Origin of the sequence: Streptomyces sp. NPDC088785 (genome assembly GCF_044750685.1) — a bacterium.
In the GTDB taxonomy this organism is placed as follows: Bacteria; Actinomycetota; Actinomycetes; order Streptomycetales; family Streptomycetaceae; genus Streptomyces.
The window spans coordinates 592,433-616,341 of sequence record NZ_JBIVKH010000001.1 but is presented as its reverse complement, the minus strand read 5'-3'; the positions used below and the strand labels follow the sequence as shown (position 1 = coordinate 616,341).

Genomic DNA, 23,909 nt, shown 5'->3' with positions numbered 1-23,909 from the left:
CCTCGGGGACCGACAGCGGGTTTTCGGGAAAACCGGGCAGGAGGTCCTGAGAGACCGACGCCCAGGACCCGGCCGGGCCGCATCCACCGGCCGGCCGGATCCGCGACAGGCGTGCGGACGGGCGCCCCGTGGGGACGGGGCCCACCGTCGCGGGCCCACCGGCGTACCACCGGGCCCCTCGGGTGGCCTCACCGTGCGAACCCCCCGCACGGTGAGGCCGCGGACGCCGCCCCGCAGCCGCCCTGAGGCCATCCCTGAAGCCATCCCGAAGCCCTCCCCAAGCCCTCCCGAAGGCATCCCGAAGCCGTCCCGCACCCGGCCGGGGTCCTGGCCGACAACGGGCAAAAGGGGCGCTCTGTGACCGGTATCACCGCTCAGGTGTGATCTGCGATTTAGAAGGCATCGCCGCACGGCGATAACCTGCGAGACGGACATGCCGCGTACCCGGTCACCGTGTACGCCTCCCTTGTGACGGCAAGCGACAGCGGTCGTCACGTGTGACAGCGGAGTCACGTTGCCCCTCGCGGCACGCCCACGCAGACAGCAGACCGCAGAACCGCGAGATCACTGATAGGGACGGACGCGCGTGGACCTGTTCGAGTACCAGGCGAGGGACCTCTTCGCCAAGCACGGTGTACCGGTGCTGGCCGGTGAAGTCATCGACACGCCTGAGGCGGCGCGCGAGGCCACCGAGAAGCTGGGCGGCAAGTCGGTCGTCAAGGCACAGGTGAAGGTCGGTGGCCGCGGCAAGGCCGGCGGCGTGAAGCTGGCCGCCTCCGCCGACGAGGCCGTCGAGCACGCGACCAACATTCTCGGAATGGACATCAAGGGCCACACGGTCCACAAGGTGATGATCGCCGAGACGGCCCCGGAGATCGTGGAGGAGTACTACGTCTCCTTCCTCCTGGACCGCACCAACCGCACCTTCCTCTCCATCGCGTCCGTCGAGGGCGGCATGGAGATCGAGGAGGTGGCGGCCACCCGTCCGGAGGCCGTCGCCAAGACGCCGATCGACGCCAACGAGGGCGTGACCCCCGAGGTCGCCCGCAAGATCGTCGAGGACGCGAAGTTCCCGGCCGAGGTCGCCGGCCAGGTCGCCGACATCCTCCAGACGCTGTGGAAGACCTTCGTCGAGGAGGACGCCCTCCTGGTCGAGGTCAACCCGCTGGCCAAGGTCGCCTCCGGTGACGTCCTCGCCCTCGACGGCAAGGTGTCGCTCGACGAGAACGCCGAGTTCCGGCACGCCGACCACGAGGCCCTCCAGGACAAGGCGGCGGCCAACCCGCTCGAGGCCGCTGCCAAGGAGAAGGGCCTCAACTACGTCAAGCTCGACGGCGAGGTCGGCATCATCGGCAACGGCGCCGGCCTGGTCATGTCGACCCTGGACGTCGTCGCGTACGCCGGTGAGAACCACGGCAACGTGAAGCCGGCCAACTTCCTCGACATCGGCGGTGGCGCCTCCGCCGCCGTCATGGCGAACGGCCTGGAGATCATCCTCGGCGACCCGGACGTCAAGTCCGTGTTCGTCAACGTCTTCGGTGGCATCACCGCCTGTGACGAGGTCGCCAACGGCATCGTCCAGGCGCTCGCGCTCCTGGAGGAGAAGGGCGAGAAGGTCGAGAAGCCCCTCGTCGTCCGCCTCGACGGCAACAACGCCGAGCTGGGTCGCAAGATCCTCTCCGACGCCAACCACCCGCTGGTGCAGCGCGTGGACACCATGGACGGCGCGGCCGACAAGGCCGCCGAGCTCGCGGCTGCGAAGTAAGGGACGAGGGACTAAACAGCCATGGCTATTTTCCTCAACAAGGACTCCAAGGTCATCGTCCAGGGCATGACCGGTGCCACGGGCATGAAGCACACCAAGCTCATGCTCGGCGACGGCACCAACATCGTCGGCGGCGTGAACCCGCGCAAGGCCGGCACCGAGGTCGACTTCGACGGCACGTCGATCCCCGTCTTCGGCTCGGTCGCCGAGGCGATCGAGAAGACGGGCGCCAACGTGTCCGTGCTCTTCGTCCCGCCGGCCTTCTCCAAGGCCGCCGTGGTCGAGGCCATCGACGCCGAGATCCCGCTCGCCGTGGTGATCACCGAGGGCATCGCCGTCCACGACTCCGCCGCGTTCTACGCGTACGCGAAGTCCAAGGGCGACAAGACCCGCATCATCGGCCCGAACTGCCCCGGTCTCATCACCCCGGGCCAGTCGAACGCCGGCATCATCCCGGGCGACATCACGAAGCCGGGCCGCATCGGCCTGGTCTCGAAGTCCGGCACGCTGACGTACCAGATGATGTACGAGCTGCGCGACATCGGCTTCTCGTCGGCCGTCGGCATCGGTGGCGACCCGGTCATCGGCACCACGCACATCGACGCCCTGGAGGCGTTCGAGGCGGACCCCGACACCGACCTGATCGTCATGATCGGTGAGATCGGCGGCGACGCCGAGGAGCGTGCGGCGGACTACATCGCCAAGCACGTCACCAAGCCGGTCGTCGGCTACGTCGCGGGCTTCACCGCCCCCGAGGGCAAGACCATGGGCCACGCGGGCGCCATCGTCTCCGGTTCGTCGGGCACCGCCCAGGCGAAGAAGGAGGCCCTGGAGGCCGCCGGCGTCAAGGTCGGCAAGACGCCGACCGAGACCGCCAAGCTGGCGCGCGAGCTGCTCTCGTAGTTCGCCGATCCCGGCCCGCAGTTCGTCGTACGACGTCGAAGAGGCCCGCACCGGTCACGGTGCGGGCCTCTTCGCGTGGCCGCGCGGAGGAGCTGCCCGGCTGCCCCGGCTACTCGGCCAGCGGTGCCAGCCGCTCGGGGCCGCCGCTCATCCGCTGCCGCAGCGCCTCGCGCAGCGCCAGGTCCCGGTCCGTGAGGTGGCCGGGCCCGGTCAGCGGCGGCACCCCGCTGATGGGCGCCCCCGGCGCGGGCGTCGGATCGTAGTGCGTGGGCGCCACCCGCAGCGTAAGGACCGTCATGCCGACGATCAGGGCGGTGACGGCGATCGCGGTCCTGGTCCAGAAGCGGACCCGCTTCTCCCCGGCGCCACGCACCAGCGTCGACCCCGGCGCGTCGAGCTTCTCCGCGCCCGCCAGCTCGGTCAGCCTGCGGTGCAGCTGCTCGGGCACGGCGAGGTCGGGCAGCTGTTCGGCGACGGCCTCGCGGGCGTGCAGGATGCGGTTCGCGGCGGCCGGGGTGCTGGCCTCCGTCTCGGCCGCGGTCTCCGGCAGGTCGAGGCCCACGCCGTCGTAGAGCAGCAGGGTGCGCCGGTAGGCGGGCGGCAGGCTCTGGAGGACGTCCATGAGCCTGCGGTCGTCGGCGTCGGCGGGCGGCGCGTCCGGCTGCCGGTGCGCGGGGCGCAGCCGGTGCCACGGCGACATCGCGTACTCGTAGGCGGCGGCCCGCACCCAGCTCTCGGGGTCCGGGTCGACCGCCACCTCGGGCCAGCGCTGCCACGCCAGCTGGAAAGCCCGCTCGACGGACTCGCGGGCGAGCGTGCGGCGGCCGGTGAGCAGGTAGGTCTGGCGGACGAGGTGCGGGGCGCTGTGCGCGTACAGGGCGTCGAACGCCTCGGTGGCGCTCCGCGGCCGCCCCCGGCCCGGCCTCGGGTCCGGCCCGGCCCCCGCCCCGTCGCCGGAGCCCGCCGCCTCCCGGGTCTCCTCCCGCACGGCGGCGACGGCGCCGCGCGCGGACCCCGTGCTCCGCGCCGCGGTCCTTCCCCGCACGTCAGCCTTCGTACGCGTATCCGTTTCCGCCTCCTCGCGGCCCTTGGCGGGTGCCGGTGCACCGGAGCGCGCGGGACCGGCCGCCTCCGTCAGGGCGGCGGCCCCGGTGCTCGCCGGGGCGGTCTCCGTCTCCGTCCGCCCGAGTTCGGCCAGGAGCCTGGCGTACGCCTCCCGCTTGCGGCCTCTCGGGGCCGTGCGGCCCGTCTCCCAGGAGCGGACCGTTTCGCGGGTCACGCCGATGCGCTCGGCGACCTGTGTCTGGGTCAACGACCTCGCCACGCGAAGCCTGCGGCGCTCGGTGGGCGTCGGCAGCGGTGTCGCAGGGCTCTGCGTCATGGGGAACTCCACACACCCTTTCGCGCGAAAAAGTACATAAGCGTATCTTCAGCGACACATCCACAGTTCGCCTGTTACGCGAGGAAAGCGCGTGTCGTTGGGAGCATGGGCCGGTGACCCAGATGACCGGCCGTGGACCGTCCTTGCCCCTGCTCCTGAACCGGGCGCGGGAACGAGCGCCCGGCCCGGCCGCCGGGGCCCTCGGCGGGGTCGTGGCGGCCGGGCTCGGACTCGGGGTGTGCGCCGTCGTGGTGATGGTGCTGTGGATCAGCTCGCCCTACCCCGACAGCGGACCCGGCGCCGCGCTGCACACCGCCGCCGCGCTGTGGCTGATCGCGCACGGCGCCGAGATCGTCCGCACGGACACCCTGTCCGGGACGCCCGCCCCGATGGGGCTCACGCCCCTGCTGCTGCTCGCCCTGCCCGCGTGGCTGGTGCACCGCGCCGCGCGCGACGCCGCCGAGGACACCGAGGGCGCCGAGGGGAGGGGCGTCTGGGGCGGCGCCGTCTTCGGGTACCTGCTGGTGGGGACCGCTGCCGCCGGCTACGCGGGGGGCGGCGAGATGCGACCCTCCTGGGTGAGCTGCGGGGCGCATCTGGCGCTGGTCGCGGGCGTGGCGGCCGGGACCGGGGTGTGGGCCGCGCACGGCAGGCCGCGCGGTCCGCTGCCCGGGGCGCTGCGCAGCTGCGTGGACGTGCTGCCGCGGGTCTTCGTGACGGAGGTGCTGCCGGTCGCGGCGCGGGCTGCGGCGGCGGGGCTCCTGGTGCTCGTCGCGGGCGGCGCGCTCGTGATGGCCGTGGGACTGGTGTGGCACGGGGGAGAGGTCCGGGAGTCGTTCGTCCGGGTGACGGGCGCCTGGTCGGGACGGTTCGCGGTGCTGCTGCTCTGTGTCGCGCTGGTGCCGAACGCCGTGCTGTGGGGCGCCGCGTACGCGCTCGGGCCGGGGGTGGTGCTCGGCGGCGGCATGACGTCGGGCCCGCTGGGCGGTTCCGGCAGCGGCCTGCTGCCCGCCTTCCCGCTGCTCGCGGCGGTGCCGTCCGGGCCCGGGACGCCGTTCACCTGGGCGGTGGCGCTGGTGCCGCTGGTGGCGGCGGTGACCGTGGCGTGGTTCGTGACCGGGGCGGGGGACGCGGCCGGCTGGACGCGTGGCCGGGTCGCCTGCGCGGTGCTGGCGGCGGCCGGGCTGTGCGGGGTGGCGATGGCGTGCCTGGCGGTGGCGTCCGGCGGGGCGCTCGGGGTGGCGGCGCTCTCCGCGTTCGGCCCCGAGGGCCGGCCGACCGGGGCGGCCGCGGCGGCCTGGGTGCTCGCGGTGGGGCTGCCGACGGCGTTGGTGATGCGCTGGTGGCGGGGCCGGGACGCGGCGCCGGGCGGTCCGCGCAGGCCGGTCTGGGCGATGTCCCTGAGGCTGCGCCGCCGCGATCGCGACGACGGGCCGGACGAGGCGCAGGCCCCGGCACCGGCCCGCGCGACCGTCCCCGGCACCCCTGGCACCCCCGCCGCGCACACGGTCCCCGGCGCCTACGCCGCCACCGACGGCGACGCCGGGTCCGAGCCGTTCGACCAGTACTTCGACGAGACGTCCCGGGGCGAGCGCTGGGCCTTTCTGCGCGACGCCGCGTCCCCCGGGGCCACCGAACCGCCCCACCGCCCGGACGAGCAGGCCGACTAGTACGGGCCGACCGGGCCGGGCCGACCGGTCCGGGCCGGCTAGTCCGAGCCGAGCAGCGGCCTGAGCTGCTTGGGGAGTTCGTCGTCGCAGGCCTTCTGGGCCTGGTTGGTCAGGGCGTCCGTGCGGCACTCGTAGAAGTCGCTGTAGACCATCCGGGCCGTGAAGACCGACGCCACCAGGGCCAGCGCGAGACCGCCCGTGACCAGGCCGCTGACCGCGGCCGTCGTCTGCGGGCGCGTGCTGTCGGGCACCGGCGGGGTGGGCTTGTCCGGGTCCGGGGTGCGCGGCTTGGCGCGCAGGGAGCTGCTGCCCCAGTACACGGCGAGCGCGCCCAGCAGCAGTGCCACGTACGGCCAGTTGAACAGGGCGAAGAAGAAGCCCCACATGCCGGACAGCAGTGCGTAGCGCGCGCGGCGCTGGGCCGGGTCCGTCGGGTCCCAGCGCATGCCGCCGGGGCCGCCGCCGGGCCCCTGGCCCTCGGGTCCGCCCTGGCCGCCGCCCGGGCGGGGGCGGTCGCCGAAGCGGCCGCCCTGCGCGCGGCCCGGCTGCTGGTCGCTCCACTGGCTGCCCCACGGCGAGCGGTCGCCGTCGCCGCCCTCGGCGGGGTCGGAGCCCTCCGGACGGCGCGGCTGCCACGGGCGGTCCGGCGCGTCCTCGGGCGGCGGGGCGAAGGGGTTGTCGGCCTTGGGCCCGTCCGTCTCCTTGGACGGCGACGGCGGCGTGGGTCGGCCTTCGCGCGGCAGGACGGCGCCGACGGGCAGCGTGTGGCGAAGGCTTCGGTCCGGCATCAGGAGTGCGTCTTCCCCTAGGTCGTCGTGAAGAACGTCATGGAGTTCCACGGTGCGGCTTGGTGCGTTCTTTACGTCAACGTTCCGTGACCGCTCCGCGTTCCGTGGTGGGCGCGGGACTTGTCGAATCTTCCCGCCCACCGTGGATCCTCCTGTGCGCTGACGCTACCCCCCGTGCCCGCCCCCGTCCCGTGGGGGCCGTCGGACGTGCCGGTATCGTTGCTGGCGGTCGGCCGCTTCGTAGGGTTCCCCGTATCGGGGACCCCGAAGCCTTCGTACGACCGTACAAAGACACGCAGGTCGTTCTCCCAGAAAGGGCCCCGCCGTGGCCAAGGCCAAGCGCCTCGTCGTGCTGGTCTCCGGATCAGGCACGAACCTTCAGGCACTGCTCGACGCCGTCGCGGCGCAGGGAGTGGCCGCCTACGGAGCGGAGGTCGTCGCCGTCGGGGCCGACCGCGAGGGCATCGCGGGTCTGGAGCGCGCCGAGGCCGCCGGACTGCCCACCTTCGTCTGCCGGGTCGAGGACCACGCCTCGCGCGCGGACTGGGACCGGGCGCTCGCCGGGGCCACGGCCGCGTACGAGCCGGACCTGGTGGTCTCCGCGGGCTTCATGAAGATCGTGGGCAAGGAGTTCCTGGCCCGCTTCGGCGGCCGGTGCGTGAACACGCACCCGGCCCTGCTGCCCAGTTTTCCCGGTGCGCACGGCGTGCGCGACGCCCTCGCGTACGGCGCCAAGGTCACCGGATGCACCGTCCACTTCGTCGACGACGGCGTCGACACCGGACCGATCATCGCCCAGGGCGTGGTCGAGATCCGCGATGAGGACGACGAGAGCGCTCTGCACGAGCGCATCAAGGAAATCGAGCGCACGCTGCTCGTCGATGTCGTGGGGCGTCTGGCCCGCAACGGCTTCAGCATTGAGGGACGAAAGGTAGTTATCCCGTGACCGCCGAGAGCAACAAGCGGCCCATTCGCCGGGCGCTGGTCAGCGTCTACGACAAGACCGGTCTGGAGGAGCTGGCGCGCGGGCTCCACGCGGCGGGCGTCGAGCTGGTCTCCACCGGCTCCACCGCCGGGAAGATCGCCGGGGCCGGGGTGCCGGTCACCAAGGTCGAGGAGGTCACCGGGTTCCCCGAGTGCCTCGACGGGCGCGTGAAGACCCTGCACCCGAAGGTGCACGCGGGCATCCTCGCCGACCTGCGCCTTGAGGACCACCGCACGCAGCTCGCCGACCTCGGGGTGCGGCCGTTCGACCTCGTGATCGTGAACCTGTACCCGTTCAAGGAGACCGTCGCCTCCGGCGCGACCCCCGACGAGTGCGTGGAGCAGATCGACATCGGCGGCCCGTCCATGGTGCGCGCCGCCGCCAAGAACCACCCGTCGGTCGCGGTCGTCGTGAACCCGGCCGCGTACGCCGACGTGCTGAAGGCCGTCGCCGACGGCGGGTTCGACCTGACCGCCCGCAAGCGGCTGGCCGCCGAGGCGTTCCAGCACACCGCCGCGTACGACGTGGCCGTCGCCTCCTGGTTCGCCGCCGACTACGCGGCCGCCGACGACAGCGGCCACCCCGACTTCCTCGGTGCCACCTACGCGCGCAAGAACGTGCTGCGCTACGGCGAGAACCCGCACCAGGGCGCGGCCCTCTACGTCGACGGCACCGGCGGCCTCGCCGAGGCCGAGCAGCTGCACGGCAAGGAGATGTCGTACAACAACTTCACGGACACGGACGCCGCGCGCCGTGCCGCGTACGACCACGAGGACCCCTGCGTCGCGATCATCAAGCACGCCAACCCCTGCGGCATCGCCGTCGCCGCGAACGTCGCGGAGGCGCACCGCAAGGCGCACGCCTGTGACCCGGTGTCGGCCTACGGCGGCGTCATCGCCGTGAACCGTCCGGTCACCAAGGAGATGGCGGAGCAGGTCGCCGACATCTTCACCGAGGTCATCGTCGCGCCCGACTACGAGGACGGCGCCCTCGAAGCCCTCACCAAGAAGAAGAACATCCGCGTGCTGCGCGCCCCGCACGGGCCGTCCGCGGCCGTCGAGACCCGGCAGATCGACGGCGGCGCGCTCCTCCAGGTCACCGACCGCCTCCAGGCCGCCGGCGACGACCCCACGTCGTGGACCCTGGCCACCGGCGACGCGCTGTCCCCGGGCGAGCTGGACGAGCTGGCGTTCGCCTGGAAGGCGTGCCGGGCCGTGAAGTCCAACGCGATCCTGCTCGCCAAGGACGGCGCCTCGGTCGGCGTCGGCATGGGCCAGGTCAACCGCGTCGACTCCTGCAAGCTCGCCGTCGAGCGGGCCGGCGAGGAGCGGGCGCGCGGCGCGTACGCCGCGTCGGACGCGTTCTTCCCGTTCCCCGACGGGCCGCAGATCCTGATCGACGCCGGTGTGCGGGCGATCGTCCAGCCCGGCGGCTCGATCCGTGACGAGCAGGTCGTCGAGGCCGCCAAGAAGGCGGGCGTGACCATGTACTTCACGGGGACGCGGCACTTCTTCCACTGATCCCCGCGCCGGTACGCGCAAGGGCCCGCCGGTCGTCGACCGGCGGGCCCTCGCCGTGGGTTCAGCCCTTGACGTGGACGGCGATGGTGCCCGCCGCCTTGTCGTGCCAGCCCTGCTGCCGCCCGGAGTTGTCGAAGAACGGCGACAGGTAGACCAGGAGCATGCCGATGCCGCAGACGATGTAGCCGGCGAACGGGACCAGCCAGCGCAGCAGGCCCTTGCCGAGGCCGGGCTTCTGGCCGTTCTCCAGACGCAGCACGCGGATGCCGACGGCCAGCTTGCCGAGCGTGGCGCCCACGAACGAGACCATCAGGACCTCGTAGACCAGCATCACGCCCATCATGCCGAGGGCTATCGGGAGGATCTTGCCGAACATGCCCGAGCTCGCGTTGTCCACGCAGGTGTTGTACGTGCTCGACATGGGGTCGCAGTCCGTGGCGGACTTGACGCTGTCCACCAGCAGCGGGCCGACGAGCGCGAAGTAGATGATCGAATACAGGACACCGTCGATGGCGCGGGCGCCGAGGCGGCGGCCCATGCCCGCGACCGGCGGCATGCCGGGCTGTCCGCCCTGCGGGTACGGCGCCATGCCGCCCTGCTGCGGGTAGGCGCCGGGCGCCTGCGGATAGCCGTACCCCTGCGGGGGGACGCCCTGCGGGGCCTGCTGCGGGTAGCCGTATCCGGGCTGGCCCTGGGGTGGGCCCTGCGGCGGCTGGCCGTACGGGTTGCCGCCCTGCGGGGGCTGCTGGCCGTACGGGTTGTTGGGGTCGCCGTAACTCATGGCGGGATCCTCCGGTGACGGGAACGGGGACGTCGCGGACCTGCGGAGGATCACCACGGCGTGGTGGTCGCGTGAGCGGCAGCCCCCCTTGCCGCTGATCCGCGGCACTGCTGGGATCATGGTCGTGAACCGGCCACCGTGTTGTCCAGCGGTGGACGGGGCTGTTGTGCAAGTGCAACTTGGGTGATCGAGGCCCGCCCTGAAAGAATGGACGGCATGACCGCCCAGATTCTCGATGGCAAGGCCACCGCAGCCGCGATCAAGTCCGAACTGACCGCCCGCGTGGCGGCCCTGAAGGAGAAGGGGGTCACGCCCGGTCTCGGCACCGTCCTGGTCGGCGAGGATCCCGGCAGCCAGAAGTACGTCGCGGGCAAGCACCGCGACTGCGCGCAGGTCGGCATCGCCTCCATCCAGCGCGAACTGCCCGCCACGGCCACGCAGGAGGAGATCGAGGCCGTCGTCCGCGAGCTGAACGACGACCCGGCCTGCACCGGCTACATCGTCCAGCTGCCGCTGCCCAAGGGCATCGACGAGAACCGCGTCCTCGAACTGATGGACCCGGACAAGGACGCCGACGGCCTGCACCCCATGAACCTGGGGCGCCTGGTGCTCAACGAGCCGGCGCCGCTGCCCTGCACCCCGTTCGGCATCATCACGCTGCTGCGCAAGCACGGCGTCGAGATCAAGGGCGCCGAGGTCGTCGTCGTCGGCCGCGGGGTCACCATCGGCCGCCCGATGCCGCTGCTGCTCACCCGCAAGTCGGAGAACGCGACGGTCACCCAGTGCCACACCGGCACCCGTGACCTCGCCTCGCACCTGCGCCGCGCCGACATCATCGTGGCCGCGGCCGGTGTGCCGCACCTGATCCGGCCCGAGGACGTCAAGCCGGGCGCCGCCGTGCTCGACGTCGGTGTCTCGCGCGACGCGAACGGCAAGATCGTCGGCGATGTGCACCCGGGCGTCGCCGAGGTCGCCGGCTGGATCTCCCCGAACCCCGGCGGAGTCGGCCCGATGACGCGCGCCCAGCTGCTGGTGAACGTCGTGGAGGCCGCCGAGCGGGACGCCGACGGTGTCCGCTGAGGCCGCCGGGGGCACGCCGGTGAACGCCTCGCAGGACCCCGCGCGGGACACGTCCGGCGCGACCGGCGCGACCGGCGCGACCGGCGGGACGGAGCGCCCGTCGTCCGGCGCGCGGCGCGGGACGAAGCGCGGCACGCGCCGGTTCCCGCTGTGGACCCGCGACACCGCGCGCCCCGAGGGCGGTGGCCGGGCCGCCCCCGGCGACGCCCCGGCGCCCGCCCGCCAGTGGCCGCTGATCTCCGTGCTCACGGTGGCCGGTCTCGGCCTGCTGCTCACGGCGTTCGACCTGTTCCGGGTCGGCACGATGCTGGTGGGCCTGGCCCTGATCGGCGGCGCCGTGCTGCGCTGGGCGCTGCCCGGCGTCGGCATGCTCGCCGTGCGCTCCCGCTTCACGGACATGCTCACGTACGGGCTTCTCGGCCTCGTCATCGTGCTGCTCGCGATGATGGCGCAGCCCCAGCCGTGGCTGCGCATCCCGTTCCTCCAGGACACCCTGCACTTCACCGTGCGCTGAGGGAACGGACGGGCAAAGCGGGCATCACGTCCTGGTGGTGTGCGCGAGGGGCGCACCCTGGTGTCGAATGTGGCGAATGCCTCCGTGCGCCCCCGTCCGGGGAACTGACATCCTGGCTCCTCACATCCCACCGGGTACCCGGTGGGACGCCGACGGGCAGGCGCGGCGCGGGTGATTCGGACACGCATGGGGGGAAGAGGGGGAGGGGCAATGCCTCGTTGGAAGCCGCTACCGGACGAACTCGACCCGCAGATCAAGGAGTTCGCCGGCCAATTGCGCCGGCTGGTGGACCGCAGCGGGCTCGGGATCGCCGCGCTCGCGGACCGCACCGGGTACAGCAAGACGTCGTGGGAGCGTTATCTGAACGGACGGCTGCTCGCCCCCAAGGGCGCGATCGTCGCGCTCGCCGAGGTCACCGGCACCAACCCCGTCCACCTCAACACCATGTGGGAGCTGGCGGAGCGGTCCTGGAGCCGTTCCGAGATGCGGCACGACATGACCATGGAGGCGATACGGATCTCCCAGGCGCGCGCCGCGCTGGGGGAGTTCGCGGGGCCCGCGGCCCGGCCGGGGAACGGCGGCGGCGCCGCGCCCGCCCGGTCCACCGGGGTGGCGGAGCCCGCCGGGGCGCCGGCCGCGTCGCGCGGGCCGGCGCCGGCCCCCGGCGGTGGCGGGTTCGGCCCGCCGCCCGTGGTGTCCTCGCCGCAGCGGGGCAGGTCCGGCGGCAGGCGCTCGCTGTTCCTGCTCGTCGCGGGGGTCGTCGGCCTCGTCGTCGTCGGGCTCGTCGGCTACGTCCTGCTCAGGGGTGGCGACGACAAGGGGACCGCGGCCGAGCCGTCGAAGTCGCCGACGACCAGCGCCCCCGCGCTGCCCCCCGGCGTGAAGTGCGTCGGCGACGCCTGCACCGGCAAGGACCCCGAGGCCATGGGCTGCGGCGGCGAACTGGTCGAGAGCGCGGCGAAGGTCACGGTCGGCGCGGCGAACGTCGAGGTCCGTTACAGCAAGACGTGCAAGGCGGCCTGGGCGCGGATCCAGCTCGCGGCGCCCGGCGACGGGGTGACGCTGTCCGCGGGCTCCGCGACGGCGCAGAAGAGCCGGGTCGGCGACGGGGACACCGGCACGTACACCCCGATGATCGGGGTCGGCTCGGCCGCCGAGGCGAAGGCCTGCGGGACGCTGGCGGCGGGCCAGAAGGGCTGCACCCCGTAGCCCCACCCCGTAGCCCCGGACGCGGCAGGAAAGACCGGCCCGGAAAAGCAGGCATGAGGGCGTGGGGACGGGGAAGGCGATCGGTACCCCCACGGGATGGCCACACGGTGGCACCCTTGGCGGCCGCCCGCCCCTCTCCCCCCCCTGGGGCGGCGGCCGCCGCCGTGTCCGGGGCCCCGCGACCCCGCTCTGTGGGGTGAGCCACACGGACCCGGGGGTCGCGTACGGCCCAGAGGCGATAGCCTGACGAGCGGATCTCTTGGTATCAAGAGATCGATCAAAAGCCTCGCTGTCATACGGAGAACGCCATGACCCGCACTCCCGTGAACGTCACCGTCACCGGCGCCGCCGGCCAGATCGGCTACGCACTGCTCTTCCGCATCGCCTCCGGCCAGCTGCTCGGCGCGGACGTGCCGGTCAAGCTGCGCCTCCTGGAGATCACCCCGGCGCTCAAGGCCGCCGAGGGCACCGCGATGGAGCTCGACGACTGCGCGTTCCCGCTCCTCCAGGGCATCGACATCACCGACGACCCGAACGTCGCCTTCGACGGCACCAACGTGGGCCTGCTCGTCGGCGCCCGCCCCCGCACCAAGGGCATGGAGCGCGGTGACCTCCTGGAGGCCAACGGCGGCATCTTCAAGCCGCAGGGCAGGGCCATCAACGACAACGCCGCGGACGACGTCAAGATCCTCGTCGTCGGCAACCCGGCGAACACCAACGCCCTCATCGCCCAGGCCGCCGCGCCGGACGTGCCGGCCGAGCGCTTCACCGCCATGACGCGCCTCGACCACAACCGCGCGCTGACCCAGCTCGCGAAGAAGACCGGCTCGACCGTCGCCGACATCCAGCGCCTGACGATCTGGGGCAACCACTCGGCCACCCAGTACCCGGACATCTTCCAGGCGTCCGTCGCGGGCAAGCCGGCCATCGAGGCCATCGGCAACGACGAGAAGTGGCTCGCCGAGGACTTCATCCCGACCGTCGCCAAGCGCGGCGCCGCGATCATCGAGGCCCGGGGCGCGTCCTCCGCCGCCTCGGCCGCCAACGCCGCCATCGACCACGTGTACACCTGGGTCAACGGCACGGCCGAGGGCGACTGGACCTCCATGGGCATCCCGTCGGACGGCTCCTACGGCGTCCCGGAGGGCCTGATCTCCTCCTTCCCCGTCACCACCAAGGACGGCGCGTACGAGATCGTCCAGGGCCTGGAGATCAACGAGTTCTCGCGTACGCGCATCGACGCGTCCGTCCAGGAGCTGACCGAGGAGCGCGAGGCCGTGCGCGGTCTCGGCCTCATCTGAGTCCGCCCCGCACGCACTCCTTCGCAGGATTCCGCGCGGGGTCTCCCCGCGCCGGCCGCCCGTGGCCGGGTCGTTCGCGACCCGGCCACGGGCGGTTCGCGTGGTGCGGGCGCGTGACGCACGCGGCCGCCCCGGGGGACTATGCTGCCTCTTTCGCAACTGCCTTCCCGCTGAAGGCAGTTCGGATCAGCGGCATCATCGGTCACCTCGGGGGAGTGGTGTGGGCACCGCCTATGTACCGCAGCAGTCGGCACCGGACACCGGCGGACCGGGAGCGGTGGGGCCGCTGCCGCCGGCGAAGCCGCCGTACGCCAGCGAGGCCACCCGGCTGCTGTGCGCCGGCGTCTATCTCGACCAGGACTACCGGGACCGGGTCATCGAACAGCTGCACCTGCACGAGCAGCGCGTCGTGGCCCCCTCGCTCGGCTTCGACGCCGCCCGGGTCCTCGCGCACGCGCTGCGCGCCCGGCGCTTCGAAGTGGCGTGGGCCGGGGCCGTGCTCGGCCTGTGGGTGGTGGCCCTGCCGCTGACCGGCTACTGGATCCTCACCTTCCTGCTGCCCTCCGCCCTGCTCGCGCTCGGCGTCTGGATCCGCGGACCGCGGCGGCGGCCGCCGGTCTACCGCCGGGTCATCGCCTGGTACGTGCGCTGGTGGGGGCGGGGCCTGCTGACCCTCCTGCTGATCACCACCGTGGTCATGGCGACCGGCGACGCCGACGGGGAGTTCTCCCGCGAGGTCAGGACGGGCCTGCACGACAGCCTGCCGGGCGCCCTGAACTGGCTGGTCCCCGAGGCGAGCGGGTCCGGCGAGACCCTGCACGGCTGGCTCACCCTGCTGCTGCTCGCCCTCATCGCCCTGTGCGCGGGGGCCCAGCGCGGCCAGCTCGGCCGCGTCCTCGGGTCCGACCTCTGCGAGACGCGGTTCGCGGACGCCTCCGCCGACCCGGCCGAGAGCGCCGAGGGCGCCCGCTTCGCGCGGGTGATGCGGCGGATCAGGACCGAGCAGCACGCGCCGCTGATCATGTACCACGCGGTCCGACCGTTCTGCGGCGCCGGTGAACCGGTCGACACCTGGACGCTCGCCGTCGAACTGCGCCCCGACCCCGCGAAGCAGCGGCAGCCGCTCAACAACCGCGGCATCCTGGAGAAGATCAGGCCGCTGCTCGAACAGCTGCGGCTGCCCGCCGAGTTCGCGAGCACCACCGTGCGCGACCGGCTGCGCTGGCTGGAGATCGACGAGTGCGTCTTCCTGCCCGCCGAGGGCCTCGCCGCCCGCGAGGACGCCCCCTACCGCCCCGAGGCGTTCGAGGAGCACCGGGAGCGGTCCGTCGAGGAGGGCGCCGAGAAGCGGCGGCACTTCCTGCGGATCCGGGTCGGCGGCTGGGAGGAGGAGCTGGTCGTCACCGTCTTCGTCCGGGTGCACACCCAGGGCCGGATGCTGATGCTGGAGATCGCGCCGCACGTCCTCGCCCCGGTCCGCGAACCCTTCCGCACCGCGGACCGCACCGCCCACCAGTTCCGCCACAACAACCCGCTCGGCAAGGCCGTCTGGGCGCTCGCCCGGGTGCCGGGCTCCCCGGCGCGCTCCGCCGTCACCGTCGGCCGCTGGTTCGGCTACGGCTGGCAGGTGCTCACCGGCGGGCACAGCGGCGCGCTGCCCGACGGCCCGGCCCTGTCGGTGCGGGAGCTGGGCTCGGAGGGGCCCGGTTCGCTGTTCCAGCGGATGGACGTGGAGCGGTACCTCAAGTCCGTCCAGGACCGCGTCGCGGGCGGGGTGCGCCAGGCGCTCGCCGAATCCGGCTACCTGACCGGCGAGTTCGTCCAGAAGATCGTCAACATCAGCAGCGGCGGTGTGCACATCGACCGCGTCGAGGACTCCACCTTCGCCGTCGGCAGCCACGCCCGCGCGACGACGTCGGCGGCGGCCGGCGCCACCCCCGCCCCGAAGGGATCCGACCACGATGACAGCGAATGACGAGCCCTCCGTCACCCTCGGCGACGTCCACGGCAGCACCTTCGCCATCGGCAGCCACGCCCGCGCGGAGAGCCACACGCACGGCGCCCCGCAGCGCGACGAGGCGATGCGCGAACTGCTCGACGCGGTCCGCGAACTGCGCGCCGACCTGACCCGCCTGCGCGCCGACGAACCCCTGCGCGTCCTCGACGCCGAACTCGCCGGTGCCGAGGGCGAACTGGTGCGCACCGGCAGCGCCCCGGCGACCCGGCTGGAGCGGTTGCGGGCGCTCCTCGGCGACTCGCAGGCGGTCCTGTCGATGCTCACGTCGGCGGGCACGGTGGCCGGGATGCTGGGGAACCTGAGATGACCGGGCGGCAGTGGAACGAGGAGAGCCAACGCTGGGAGGAGGCGGGCTCGGGCCCGGCGACGCTGTCGTCGCCGCCCCCGCCGCGGCCGGACTTCGCGCCGCCGCCGACGTCCTGGCCCGAGCCGGAACTGAGCGGCCCGGCCGCCCCGCCGGCCGGGCGCAACCGGCGGTACGCGCTCGTGCTGGCCGGTGCCGCCGTGGTCGGCGCGGCCGTCGCGGCCACCGTGGTGCTGGCCGGCCGCGACGGCGGCGCGGGCCCCGACCGGGAGCCGACCCGGGCCGCCTCCGCCGCGGCCTCGGCCACCCCGTCGCCGGGCGCGTCCGCGAGTGCCTCCGCGAGCGTCTCCGCGAGCGGTTCGGCAAGCGGTTCGGCGCGGGGTGCGCTGCCGTCCGGATACCGGGAGGTGACGGACGCCTCGGGGTTCACGCTCGCGGTGCCCGACGGCTGGCGGCGCAGCGAGAGCGAGGACGGCGTGTTCTACAAGTCCGCCGACAAGGCGTCCCTCGTCCAGGTCTTCACCGTCACCGAGGCCGACGCGACCCCGCTCGCCTCGCTCCGGGCCGCGTCCGAGGCCCTGGCGACGTCCCACCGCGGCTACGAGGAGGTCTCGCTGGCGGAGACCGCCGCGCCCGAGGGCGCCTCCGACGAGGTCACCGACGACGCGGCCGAGCTCGTCTACGCGTACGACAGCGACGAGCTGGACGCCCGGCGGAAGGTGATCGACTTCTCGTTCACCGCGCGGGACGGGACGCAGTACGCGGTGCTCGTCGCGGGGCCGGACGACGAGTGGCCCGTCCAGCGCGACCGGCTCGCCACGGCGCTGTCCCGGTTCGGGGTGGTGTAGCCGAGGCTCTGAGGTTGCTCAAGTGGTGTTTGGGCGGGTACGGGCGTGTGCAGCATTCGGGGATGATCTTCTCGTCGAAATCGACATCGGAACCCGAGCTGAACGTCCTCGTCCTGCGGGACGCCGAGCGCATCGCGGAGGCCGTGGACGCGGCCCTGGCGCAGGCGGGCGAGGCCGACCGGCCCGGGCTTGAGCGGGCCGCCGCGGTGGTCGCCGGGTTCGTGGCGGAGGGGGCGGTCGGGGTGTGGGTGCGGGAGCGGCTCGCCGCCGCCGGGTACGAGGGGCCCGTCGATGCGGTGCGGGCCGTCAGGATCCTCCGCGAGGCCGAGCCGTCCCTCTCCCTCCTGACGGCGACCCGCCTGGCCCGACAGGCCGCCCGCTGACCGGTTGCGGTCCCGTCGGCCCGTCGGCCCGCCCCGGGCGCGGGTGATGCAGCACACTTCTGGCCACCGTTCACGCATGTTCTCGGCACCCCCGGGCAGGGCCATCGACGCCACCCCTGAACAGGCCGACCGGCCGTTCGCGGTGCACGGGGGCAGCTCATGAACGGAAGGCGAAACAGGACGTGTCAGCACAAGAGACCATCCATGTCGACGGAGAGTGGCGGGGTGCCGCCTCGGGGGCGACCCGCGAGATCCTCGACCCGGCGGACGCCACCGCGTTCGCCGTGATCGCCGAAGGCGGCGCCGAGGACGCGGACGCCGCGATCGCCGCGGCCCGCCGCGCCTTCGACGAGGGCCCGTGGCCGCACACCCCCGTCGCCGAGCGCGCCGCCCTGCTGCGCCGGGTCGCCGACCTCCTCGTGCGCGACCGGGAGAAGATCGGCCTGCTGGAGAGCCGGGACGCCGGGAAGACCGTCGAGGAGGGCCGCGTCGACGTCGACTGCGTCGCCGACGCCTTCCGCTACTTCGCCGACCTCGTCGTCGGCGAGGGCGCCGGCCGCGTCGTCGACGCCGGGTCCGACGAGATCCACAGCGTCGTCGTGCACGAGCCCGTCGGCGTCTGCACGATGATCACGCCCTGGAACTACCCGCTGCTCCAGGCCAGTTGGAAGATCGCCCCGGCGCTCGCCGCGGGCAACACCTTCGTGATCAAGCCGAGCGAGATCACCCCGCTGACCACGGTCGTGCTCGTCGAGCTGCTGGCCGAGGCCGGGCTCCCGGCCGGCGTCGCCAACCTGGTGACCGGCCCCGGCGCCTCGGTCGGCGCCCGGCTCGCCGACCACCCCGACGTCGACCTGGTCTCCTTCACCGGTGGCCTGGTCAGCGGCACGAAGGTGGCCCAGGCCGCCGCCGCGTCGGTGAAGAAGGTCGCCCTCGAACTCGGCGGCAAGAACCCCAACGTCGTCTTCGCCGACGCCTGCGAGACCGAGGACGGCTTCGACACGGCCGTCGACCAGGCCCTCAACGCCGCGTTCATCCACAGCGGCCAGGTCTGCTCCGCCGGGTCCCGGCTCATCATCGAGGAGTCGGTGCGCGAGCGCTTCGTCGCCGAGCTCGCCCGCCGCGCCGAGCGGATCCGGCTCGGCCGCGGCACCGAGAAGGGCGTCGAGTGCGGGCCGCTCGTCAGCGAGCAGCAGCGCGACAAGACCGAGTCGTTCGTCGCCTCCGCGCTCGCCGAGGGCGCCGTGCCGCGCTGCGGCGGCAAGCGGCCCGAGCCCAGCGACGTGCGCCCGGCCACCGGCTGGTTCTACGAGCCGACCGTCCTCGACCAGTGCCACCGCGAGATGCGGGTCGTGCGCGAGGAGACCTTCGGGCCGATCCTCACCGTCGAGACCTTCCGCACCGAGGACGAGGCCGTCGCCCTCGCCAACGACACCGAGTACGGGCTCGCGGGCGCCGTCTGGACCACCGACGCGGGCCGCGCCCGCCGGGTCGCCGCCCGGCTGCGGCACGGCACCGTCTGGATCAACGACTTCCACCCCTACCTGCCGCAGGCGGAGTGGGGCGGGTTCGGCAAGAGCGGGGTCGGGCGCGAGCTGGGGCCCGCCGGCCTCGCCGAGTACCGCGAGACGAAGCACATCTACCAGAACCTGGCGCCGAAGCCCGTGCGCTGGTTCGCCGGCTGACCCCACCGGGCCGCCCGCAGGCCCCCCGCCGGCTGCCCCCACCGCGCTTCCCCGCGCCCCCCGAACCGGGCGCGGGGAACCGCGCGCCCGGCCCCGACGCGAGCCGCCCCCGGCCGACCGGGGCCGGCCCGCCCCCCCATCACGCGAAGTACCTTGCGACATTGAGGAGTTGACGCATGCCGCTACACCCCGAATCGCTTGAGCACACGTACGACTACGTCATCGTCGGCGGCGGCACCGCCGGATCGGTGATCGCCTCCCGCCTCACCGAGGACCCGGACGTCACCGTCGCCGTCATCGAGGGCGGCCCCAGCGACGTCGGCCGCGACGACGTGCTGACGCTGCGCCGCTGGCTCGGCCTGCTCGGCGGCGACCTCGACTACGGCTACACCACCACCGAACAGCCGCGCGGCAACTCGCACATCCTGCACAGCCGCGCCAAGGTCCTCGGCGGCTGCTCCTCGCACAACACCCTCATCTCGTTCAAGCCGCTGCCCGGCGACTGGGACGAATGGGCGGCGGCCGGCGCCGAGGGCTGGGACCACCGGTCGATGGACCCCTACTTCGGCAGGCTGCGCAACAACATCGTGCCCGTCGACGAGAAGGACCGGAACGCCATCGCCCGCGACTTCGTCGAGGCCGCGCGGACCGCGACCGGCGTGCCGCGCGTCGAGGGCTTCAACAGGGCGCCGTTCAAGGACGGCGTCGGCTTCTTCGACCTGGCCTACCACCCGGAGGACAACAAGCGGTCGTCCGCCTCGGTGGCGTACCTGCACCCGCACCTGGAGTCCGGCGACCGCCCCAACCTCACCCTCCTGCTGGAGACGTGGGCGTACCGGCTGGAGTTCGCCGACGGCACCCGGGCCGAGGGCGTGCGCGTGCGGACCGAGGACGGCGAGGAGCGGCTGATCAGCGCGCGGCGCGAGGTCGTCGTCTGCGCGGGCGCCGTCGACACGCCCCGGCTGCTCCTGCACTCCGGCATCGGCCCGAAGGCCGACCTGGAGAAGCTCGGCATCCCCGTCCTGCACGACCTGCCCGGTGTCGGCGAGAACCTGCTCGACCACCCGGAGTCGGTCATCGTCTGGGAGACCGACGGGCCGATCCCCGACAACAGCGCCATGGACAGCGACGCGGGCCTCTTCGTCCAGCGCGACCCCGAGGCCGCCGGACCCGACCTGATGTTCCACTTCTACCAGATCCCGTTCACCGACAACCCCGAGCGGCTGGGCTACGACAGGCCCGCGCACGGGGTGTCCATGACGCCGAACATCCCCAAGCCGAAGAGCCGCGGCCGCCTGTACCTGACCAGCGCGGACCCCGAGGTCCAGCCCGCCCTCGACTTCCGGTACTTCACCGACGAGGACGACTACGACGGCAGGACCCTCGTCGACGGCATCCGCATCGCCCGCGAGATCGCCCGCACCGAACCGCTGGCCGGCTGGCTGGGCCGCGAGGTGTGCCCCGGCCCCGACATCACGGGCGACGAGGAGCTGAGCGAGTACGCCCGCAAGGTCGCCCACACCGTCTACCATCCCGCGGGTACCTGCCGAATAGGCGCCGCCGACGACGAACTCGCGGTGGTCGACCCCGAGTTGAGGGTACGAGGGCTGGAGTCCATCCGTATCGCCGACGCGTCCGTCTTCCCGACGATGCCCGCGGTGAACCCGATGATCGGAGTGCTCATGGTCGGGGAGAAGTGCGCCGAGCTGATGGGTGGTGACGCGCGATGAGTACCGCCACCGACACCCGTACGCAGCCGCCCGCGGAGACCGTCTTCTCCGTCCGCAACCTGTGGAAGGTCTTCGGACCGAAGGCCGACCGGATCCCGGGCCAGGAGGAGCTGGCCGGCCTCGACGCCGTCGAGCTGCGCGCCCGCACCGGCTGCACCGCCGCCGTCCGCGACGTCTCCTTCGACGTGCGGCGCGGCGAGGTGTTCGTCGTCATGGGCCTGTCCGGCTCCGGCAAGTCCACGCTGGTGCGCTGCCTGACCCGGCTCATCGAACCCACCGCGGGCGGGCTGGAGATGGACGGCGAGGACGTCCGCGCCATGGACCGCTCCCGGCTGCGCACCCTGCGCAGACGCCGCGCCGCCATGGTCTTCCAGCACTTCGGGCTGCTGCCGCACCGCACCGTCCTCGACAACGTCGCCTACGGCCTGGAGATCCAGGGCGTCGGCCGCGCCGAGCGGCGCGCGCGGGCCGCCGAGGTCGTCGCCAAGGTCGGCCTCGAAGGACTTGAGGACCGCCGCCCCGGCCAGCTCTCCGGCGGCCAGCAGCAGCGCGTCGGCCTGGCGCGGGCACTCGCCGTCGACCCGGAGGTCCTCCTCTTCGACGAGCCGTTCAGCGCGCTCGACCCGCTGATCCGGCGCGACATGCAGGAGGAGGTCGTGCGGCTGCACCGCGAGGAGGGCCGCACGATGGTCTTCATCACCCACGACCTGACCGAGGCGCTGCGCCTGGGCGACCGCATCGCCCTGATGCGCGACGGCCGGATCGTGCAGCTCGGCACGCCCGAGGAGATCGTGGGCGCGCCCGCCGACGACTACGTGCGGGAGTTCGTCCGCGACGTGCCCCGCGAGCAGGTCATGACGGTGCGCCGCGTGATGCGCCCCGCCGACAACGACGAGGCCGAGCGCGGCGCGGCCGTCGCCCCGGACGCCACGGTCTCGGAGGCCATCGAGGCCGTCGCGCGGACCGGGTTCGCCGTCCGGGTCATGGACGGGGGCCGCTGCCTGGGCATCGTCGACCACGAACGGCTCATCGCGGCCGTGGGCGGCGCCACCGCGAGCGGGGAGGCGGTATAGATGACCGCCGCCGTCACCGCCGCCCCGCCGTCGAAGAACGGCGCGGGCGGCCTCAGGAACCTCGGCGCGCGCCACCGCGCCCTCGGCAAGCTCCTGCTGCTCGCCGTCGCCGCGGCGGTCCTCGTGCCGCTCGCCACCGCCCACTGGCCGGGGGCCGCCTGGCCGCACGCCCTCACCGTCGACGTCTCGGGACCGCTCGGCAGGGCCAGCGACTGGATCATCGACAACCGGGACAGCTCCCCGCTGTTCCTGTACTTCCTCGGCCACATCAGCAACGCGCTGATCGTCGCCATCCACGCCGTCTACGTCGTGCTGCTCGCCGCCGGCTGGGCGGGCGTCACCGCCGCCGCGGGCCTGATCGCCTGGCGCGTCGCGGGCTGGCGGCTCGCCGCGTCCGCCGTCGTCGCCTTCCTGGCGTGCGGCGCCCTCGGCATGTGGGTCCCGACCATGCAGACGCTGGCGCTGATGGTCGTCGCCGTGCTCGCCTCGGTCGTGCTCGGCGCCGTGCTGGGCCTCGCCGCCGGACTGAGCGAGCGCATGTACCGCGTGCTGCGCCCGGTCCTCGACACCATGCAGGTGCTGCCCGCGTACGCCTACCTGCTGCCCGTCGTGCTGATCTTCGGCATGGGCGTACCGGCGGCGGTCCTCGCCACGGTCGTCTACGCCGCGCCGCCCATGGCCCGGCTCACCGCGCTCGGCCTGCGCGCCGCCGACGGCGGGGTCATGGAGGCCGTCACCTCGCTCGGCGCGACGTTCCGCCAGCGCCTGTTCTCGGCCCGCCTCCCGCTGGCCCGCAGGGAACTCCTCCTCGGCCTCAACCAGACGATCATGATGGCGCTGTCCATGGCCGTCATCGCCTCCGTCATCGGCGCCGCCGGTCTCGGCGACCGCGTCTACCAGGCCCTCGCCTCGGTCGACGTCGGCGCCGCGCTCGCCGCGGGCATCCCCATCGTGCTGCTCGCCGTGATCCTCGACCGGGTCACCGGCGCCGCGGGCGAGCGGCTCGGCTCCCACGAGGCGCCCGCCCGCTGGAAGTGGGGGGTCGTCGCGGCGGGCACCGTCGCCGCCGCGCTCGCCGCCCGCTTCGCCGACCGCCTCGACTGGCCGGACAGCTGGGTCGTCCACATCGCGGCGACCGTGAACGACGCCGTCGACTGGATGACCGACCACCTCTACACCGGCGTCCCCTACGTGGGCGGCACCGCCGACTGGGCCGCGCACTTCACCACCTGGGTCCTCGACCCGGTCCGCTCCGGCCTGACCTGGCTGCCCTGGTGGTCGGTGCTGCTGATCGTCGCCGCGCTCGCCTGGCTGATCGGCACCTGGCGCACCGCGCTGACCGCCGTCCTCGCCATGGCCGCGATCGGCTGGCTCGGCGTGTGGAAGGCGTCCCTCGACACGCTCTCCCAGGTGCTCGCGGCGGTGGCGGTGACGCTGGTCATCGGATTCGCGACCGGCATCGCGGCGGCCCGCAGCGACCGCTTCGAACGGCTGCTCCGCCCGGTCCTCGACGTCTTCCAGACGATGCCGCAGTTCGTGTACCTGATCCCGGTCGTCGCCCTCTTCGGCGTCGGCCGCGCCCCGGCCGTCGCAGCCGCCGTCGTCTACGCGCTGCCGGCCGTCGTCCGCATCACCACGCAGGGCCTGCGCCAGGTCGACCCGGCCGCGCTCGAAGCGTCCCGCTCGATGGGCGCGACGGCGGCGCAGCAGCTGCGCCAGGTGCAACTCCCGCTCGCCCGGCCCGCGTTGCTGCTCGCCGTGAACCAGGGCGTCGTCCTGACCCTCGCCGTCGTCATCATCGGCGGCCTGGTCGGCGGCGGCGCGCTCGGCTACGACGTCGTGTTCGGCCTCGCCCAGGGCGACCTGGCCACCGGACTCGTCGCGGGCGCCGCGATCGTCTGCCTCGGCCTGATGCTGGACCGGGTGACCCAGCCGACGGGCCGCCGCACCACCGACGGAAAGGGGGCCTGAG

20 protein-coding genes are annotated in these 23,909 nt (G+C 73.5%); 17 read left to right on the top strand and 3 right to left on the bottom strand.

The features are described 5' to 3' along the window. Positions 1-586 precede the first annotated feature (586 nt). Entirely contained in the window at positions 587-1,765 is a 1,179-nt protein-coding gene (gene sucC / locus ACIP5K_RS02735) for an ADP-forming succinate--CoA ligase subunit beta (RefSeq protein WP_401404242.1), read from the top strand. A 21-nt stretch (positions 1,766-1,786) separates the two neighbouring features. Further along, positions 1,787-2,668 carry a succinate--CoA ligase subunit alpha gene (gene sucD, locus ACIP5K_RS02730; protein ID WP_401404240.1) on the top strand — a complete coding sequence of 294 codons (882 nt, stop codon included), beginning with the start codon at positions 1,787-1,789 and terminating at the stop codon, positions 2,666-2,668. Positions 2,669-2,777: 109 nt separating this feature from the next. Here sucD and ACIP5K_RS02725 read toward each other — a convergent pair whose 3' ends face one another. Beyond that, the gene (locus ACIP5K_RS02725) at positions 2,778-4,049 is read right to left on the bottom strand and encodes a helix-turn-helix domain-containing protein (RefSeq protein ID WP_401404239.1); all 1,272 of its coding nucleotides are present in this window, start codon (positions 4,047-4,049) and stop codon (positions 2,778-2,780) included. Between the two features lie 122 nt (positions 4,050-4,171). On the opposite strand from ACIP5K_RS02725, the gene ACIP5K_RS02720 reads away from it, so the two are divergent. After that, complete coding sequence (locus ACIP5K_RS02720; protein WP_401405249.1) at positions 4,172-5,719, top strand: DUF6350 family protein; 1,548 nt, start codon at positions 4,172-4,174, stop codon at positions 5,717-5,719. A gap of 38 nt (positions 5,720-5,757) precedes the next feature. Here ACIP5K_RS02720 and ACIP5K_RS02715 read toward each other — a convergent pair whose 3' ends face one another. After that, entirely contained in the window at positions 5,758-6,507 is a 750-nt protein-coding gene (locus ACIP5K_RS02715) for a hypothetical protein (RefSeq protein ID WP_401404237.1), read from the bottom strand. A gap of 325 nt (positions 6,508-6,832) precedes the next feature. On the opposite strand from ACIP5K_RS02715, the gene purN reads away from it, so the two are divergent. Together purN and purH are read left to right on the top strand one after the other, a co-directional pair. Further along, entirely contained in the window at positions 6,833-7,453 is a 621-nt protein-coding gene (gene purN, locus ACIP5K_RS02710) for a phosphoribosylglycinamide formyltransferase (RefSeq protein ID WP_401404235.1), read from the top strand. Next, positions 7,450-9,012: a bifunctional phosphoribosylaminoimidazolecarboxamide formyltransferase/IMP cyclohydrolase gene (purH, locus tag ACIP5K_RS02705; protein WP_401404233.1), complete on the top strand. Its 1,563-nt coding sequence runs from the start codon at positions 7,450-7,452 to the stop codon at positions 9,010-9,012. The genes purN and purH overlap by 4 nt, the downstream gene beginning before the upstream one ends. Before the next feature lie 61 nt (positions 9,013-9,073). Here the strand turns inward: purH and ACIP5K_RS02700 are convergent, their stop codons facing one another. Continuing rightward, positions 9,074-9,793, bottom strand: a complete 720-nt coding sequence (locus tag ACIP5K_RS02700) for an RDD family protein (RefSeq protein ID WP_401404232.1) — start codon at positions 9,791-9,793, stop codon at positions 9,074-9,076. A gap of 216 nt (positions 9,794-10,009) precedes the next feature. Here ACIP5K_RS02700 and ACIP5K_RS02695 point away from each other — a divergent pair, with 216 nt between their 5' ends. The 12 genes from ACIP5K_RS02695 to ACIP5K_RS02640 all read left to right on the top strand — a co-directional run bounded on the left by ACIP5K_RS02695 (position 10,010) and on the right by ACIP5K_RS02640 (position 23,908). Next, positions 10,010-10,873, top strand: coding sequence for a bifunctional methylenetetrahydrofolate dehydrogenase/methenyltetrahydrofolate cyclohydrolase (locus ACIP5K_RS02695; protein WP_401404230.1), 864 nt, complete (start codon positions 10,010-10,012; stop codon positions 10,871-10,873). Then, entirely contained in the window at positions 10,863-11,387 is a 525-nt protein-coding gene (locus tag ACIP5K_RS02690) for a DUF3017 domain-containing protein (protein WP_401404228.1), read from the top strand. Before ACIP5K_RS02695 ends, ACIP5K_RS02690 begins: the two co-directional genes overlap by 11 nt. 210 nt (positions 11,388-11,597) lie before the next feature. Continuing rightward, entirely contained in the window at positions 11,598-12,596 is a 999-nt protein-coding gene (locus tag ACIP5K_RS02685; RefSeq protein ID WP_401404226.1) for an XRE family transcriptional regulator, read from the top strand. 308 nt (positions 12,597-12,904) lie between these two features. Continuing rightward, positions 12,905-13,897: a malate dehydrogenase gene (locus tag ACIP5K_RS02680; protein ID WP_401404225.1), complete on the top strand. Its 993-nt coding sequence runs from the start codon at positions 12,905-12,907 to the stop codon at positions 13,895-13,897. A gap of 220 nt (positions 13,898-14,117) precedes the next feature. Then, positions 14,118-15,872: a hypothetical protein gene (locus ACIP5K_RS02675; protein WP_401404223.1), complete on the top strand. Its 1,755-nt coding sequence runs from the start codon at positions 14,118-14,120 to the stop codon at positions 15,870-15,872. After that, the gene (locus tag ACIP5K_RS02670; protein ID WP_401404221.1) at positions 15,859-16,221 is read left to right on the top strand and encodes a hypothetical protein; all 363 of its coding nucleotides are present in this window, start codon (positions 15,859-15,861) and stop codon (positions 16,219-16,221) included. Before ACIP5K_RS02675 ends, ACIP5K_RS02670 begins: the two co-directional genes overlap by 14 nt. After that, complete coding sequence (locus ACIP5K_RS02665) at positions 16,218-17,066, top strand: hypothetical protein (protein WP_401404219.1); 849 nt, start codon at positions 16,218-16,220, stop codon at positions 17,064-17,066. Before ACIP5K_RS02670 ends, ACIP5K_RS02665 begins: the two co-directional genes overlap by 4 nt. A 62-nt stretch (positions 17,067-17,128) precedes the next feature. Next, the gene (locus ACIP5K_RS02660) at positions 17,129-17,449 is read left to right on the top strand and encodes a hypothetical protein (protein WP_401404218.1); all 321 of its coding nucleotides are present in this window, start codon (positions 17,129-17,131) and stop codon (positions 17,447-17,449) included. 182 nt (positions 17,450-17,631) lie between these two features. After that, on the top strand, positions 17,632-19,134 hold the full coding sequence (locus ACIP5K_RS02655; RefSeq protein WP_401404216.1) for an aldehyde dehydrogenase family protein: 1,503 nt from the start codon (positions 17,632-17,634) through the stop codon (positions 19,132-19,134). A gap of 176 nt (positions 19,135-19,310) precedes the next feature. After that, positions 19,311-20,864 carry a GMC family oxidoreductase gene (locus ACIP5K_RS02650; RefSeq protein ID WP_401404214.1) on the top strand — a complete coding sequence of 518 codons (1,554 nt, stop codon included), beginning with the start codon at positions 19,311-19,313 and terminating at the stop codon, positions 20,862-20,864. Further along, on the top strand, positions 20,861-21,937 hold the full coding sequence (locus ACIP5K_RS02645) for a glycine betaine/L-proline ABC transporter ATP-binding protein (protein ID WP_401404213.1): 1,077 nt from the start codon (positions 20,861-20,863) through the stop codon (positions 21,935-21,937). Before ACIP5K_RS02650 ends, ACIP5K_RS02645 begins: the two co-directional genes overlap by 4 nt. After that, positions 21,938-23,908 (top strand): ABC transporter permease, encoded by a 1,971-nt coding sequence (locus ACIP5K_RS02640; protein ID WP_401404211.1) that lies wholly within the window; start codon positions 21,938-21,940, stop codon positions 23,906-23,908. It begins immediately after the preceding gene. Position 23,909: the final 1 nt, after the last annotated feature.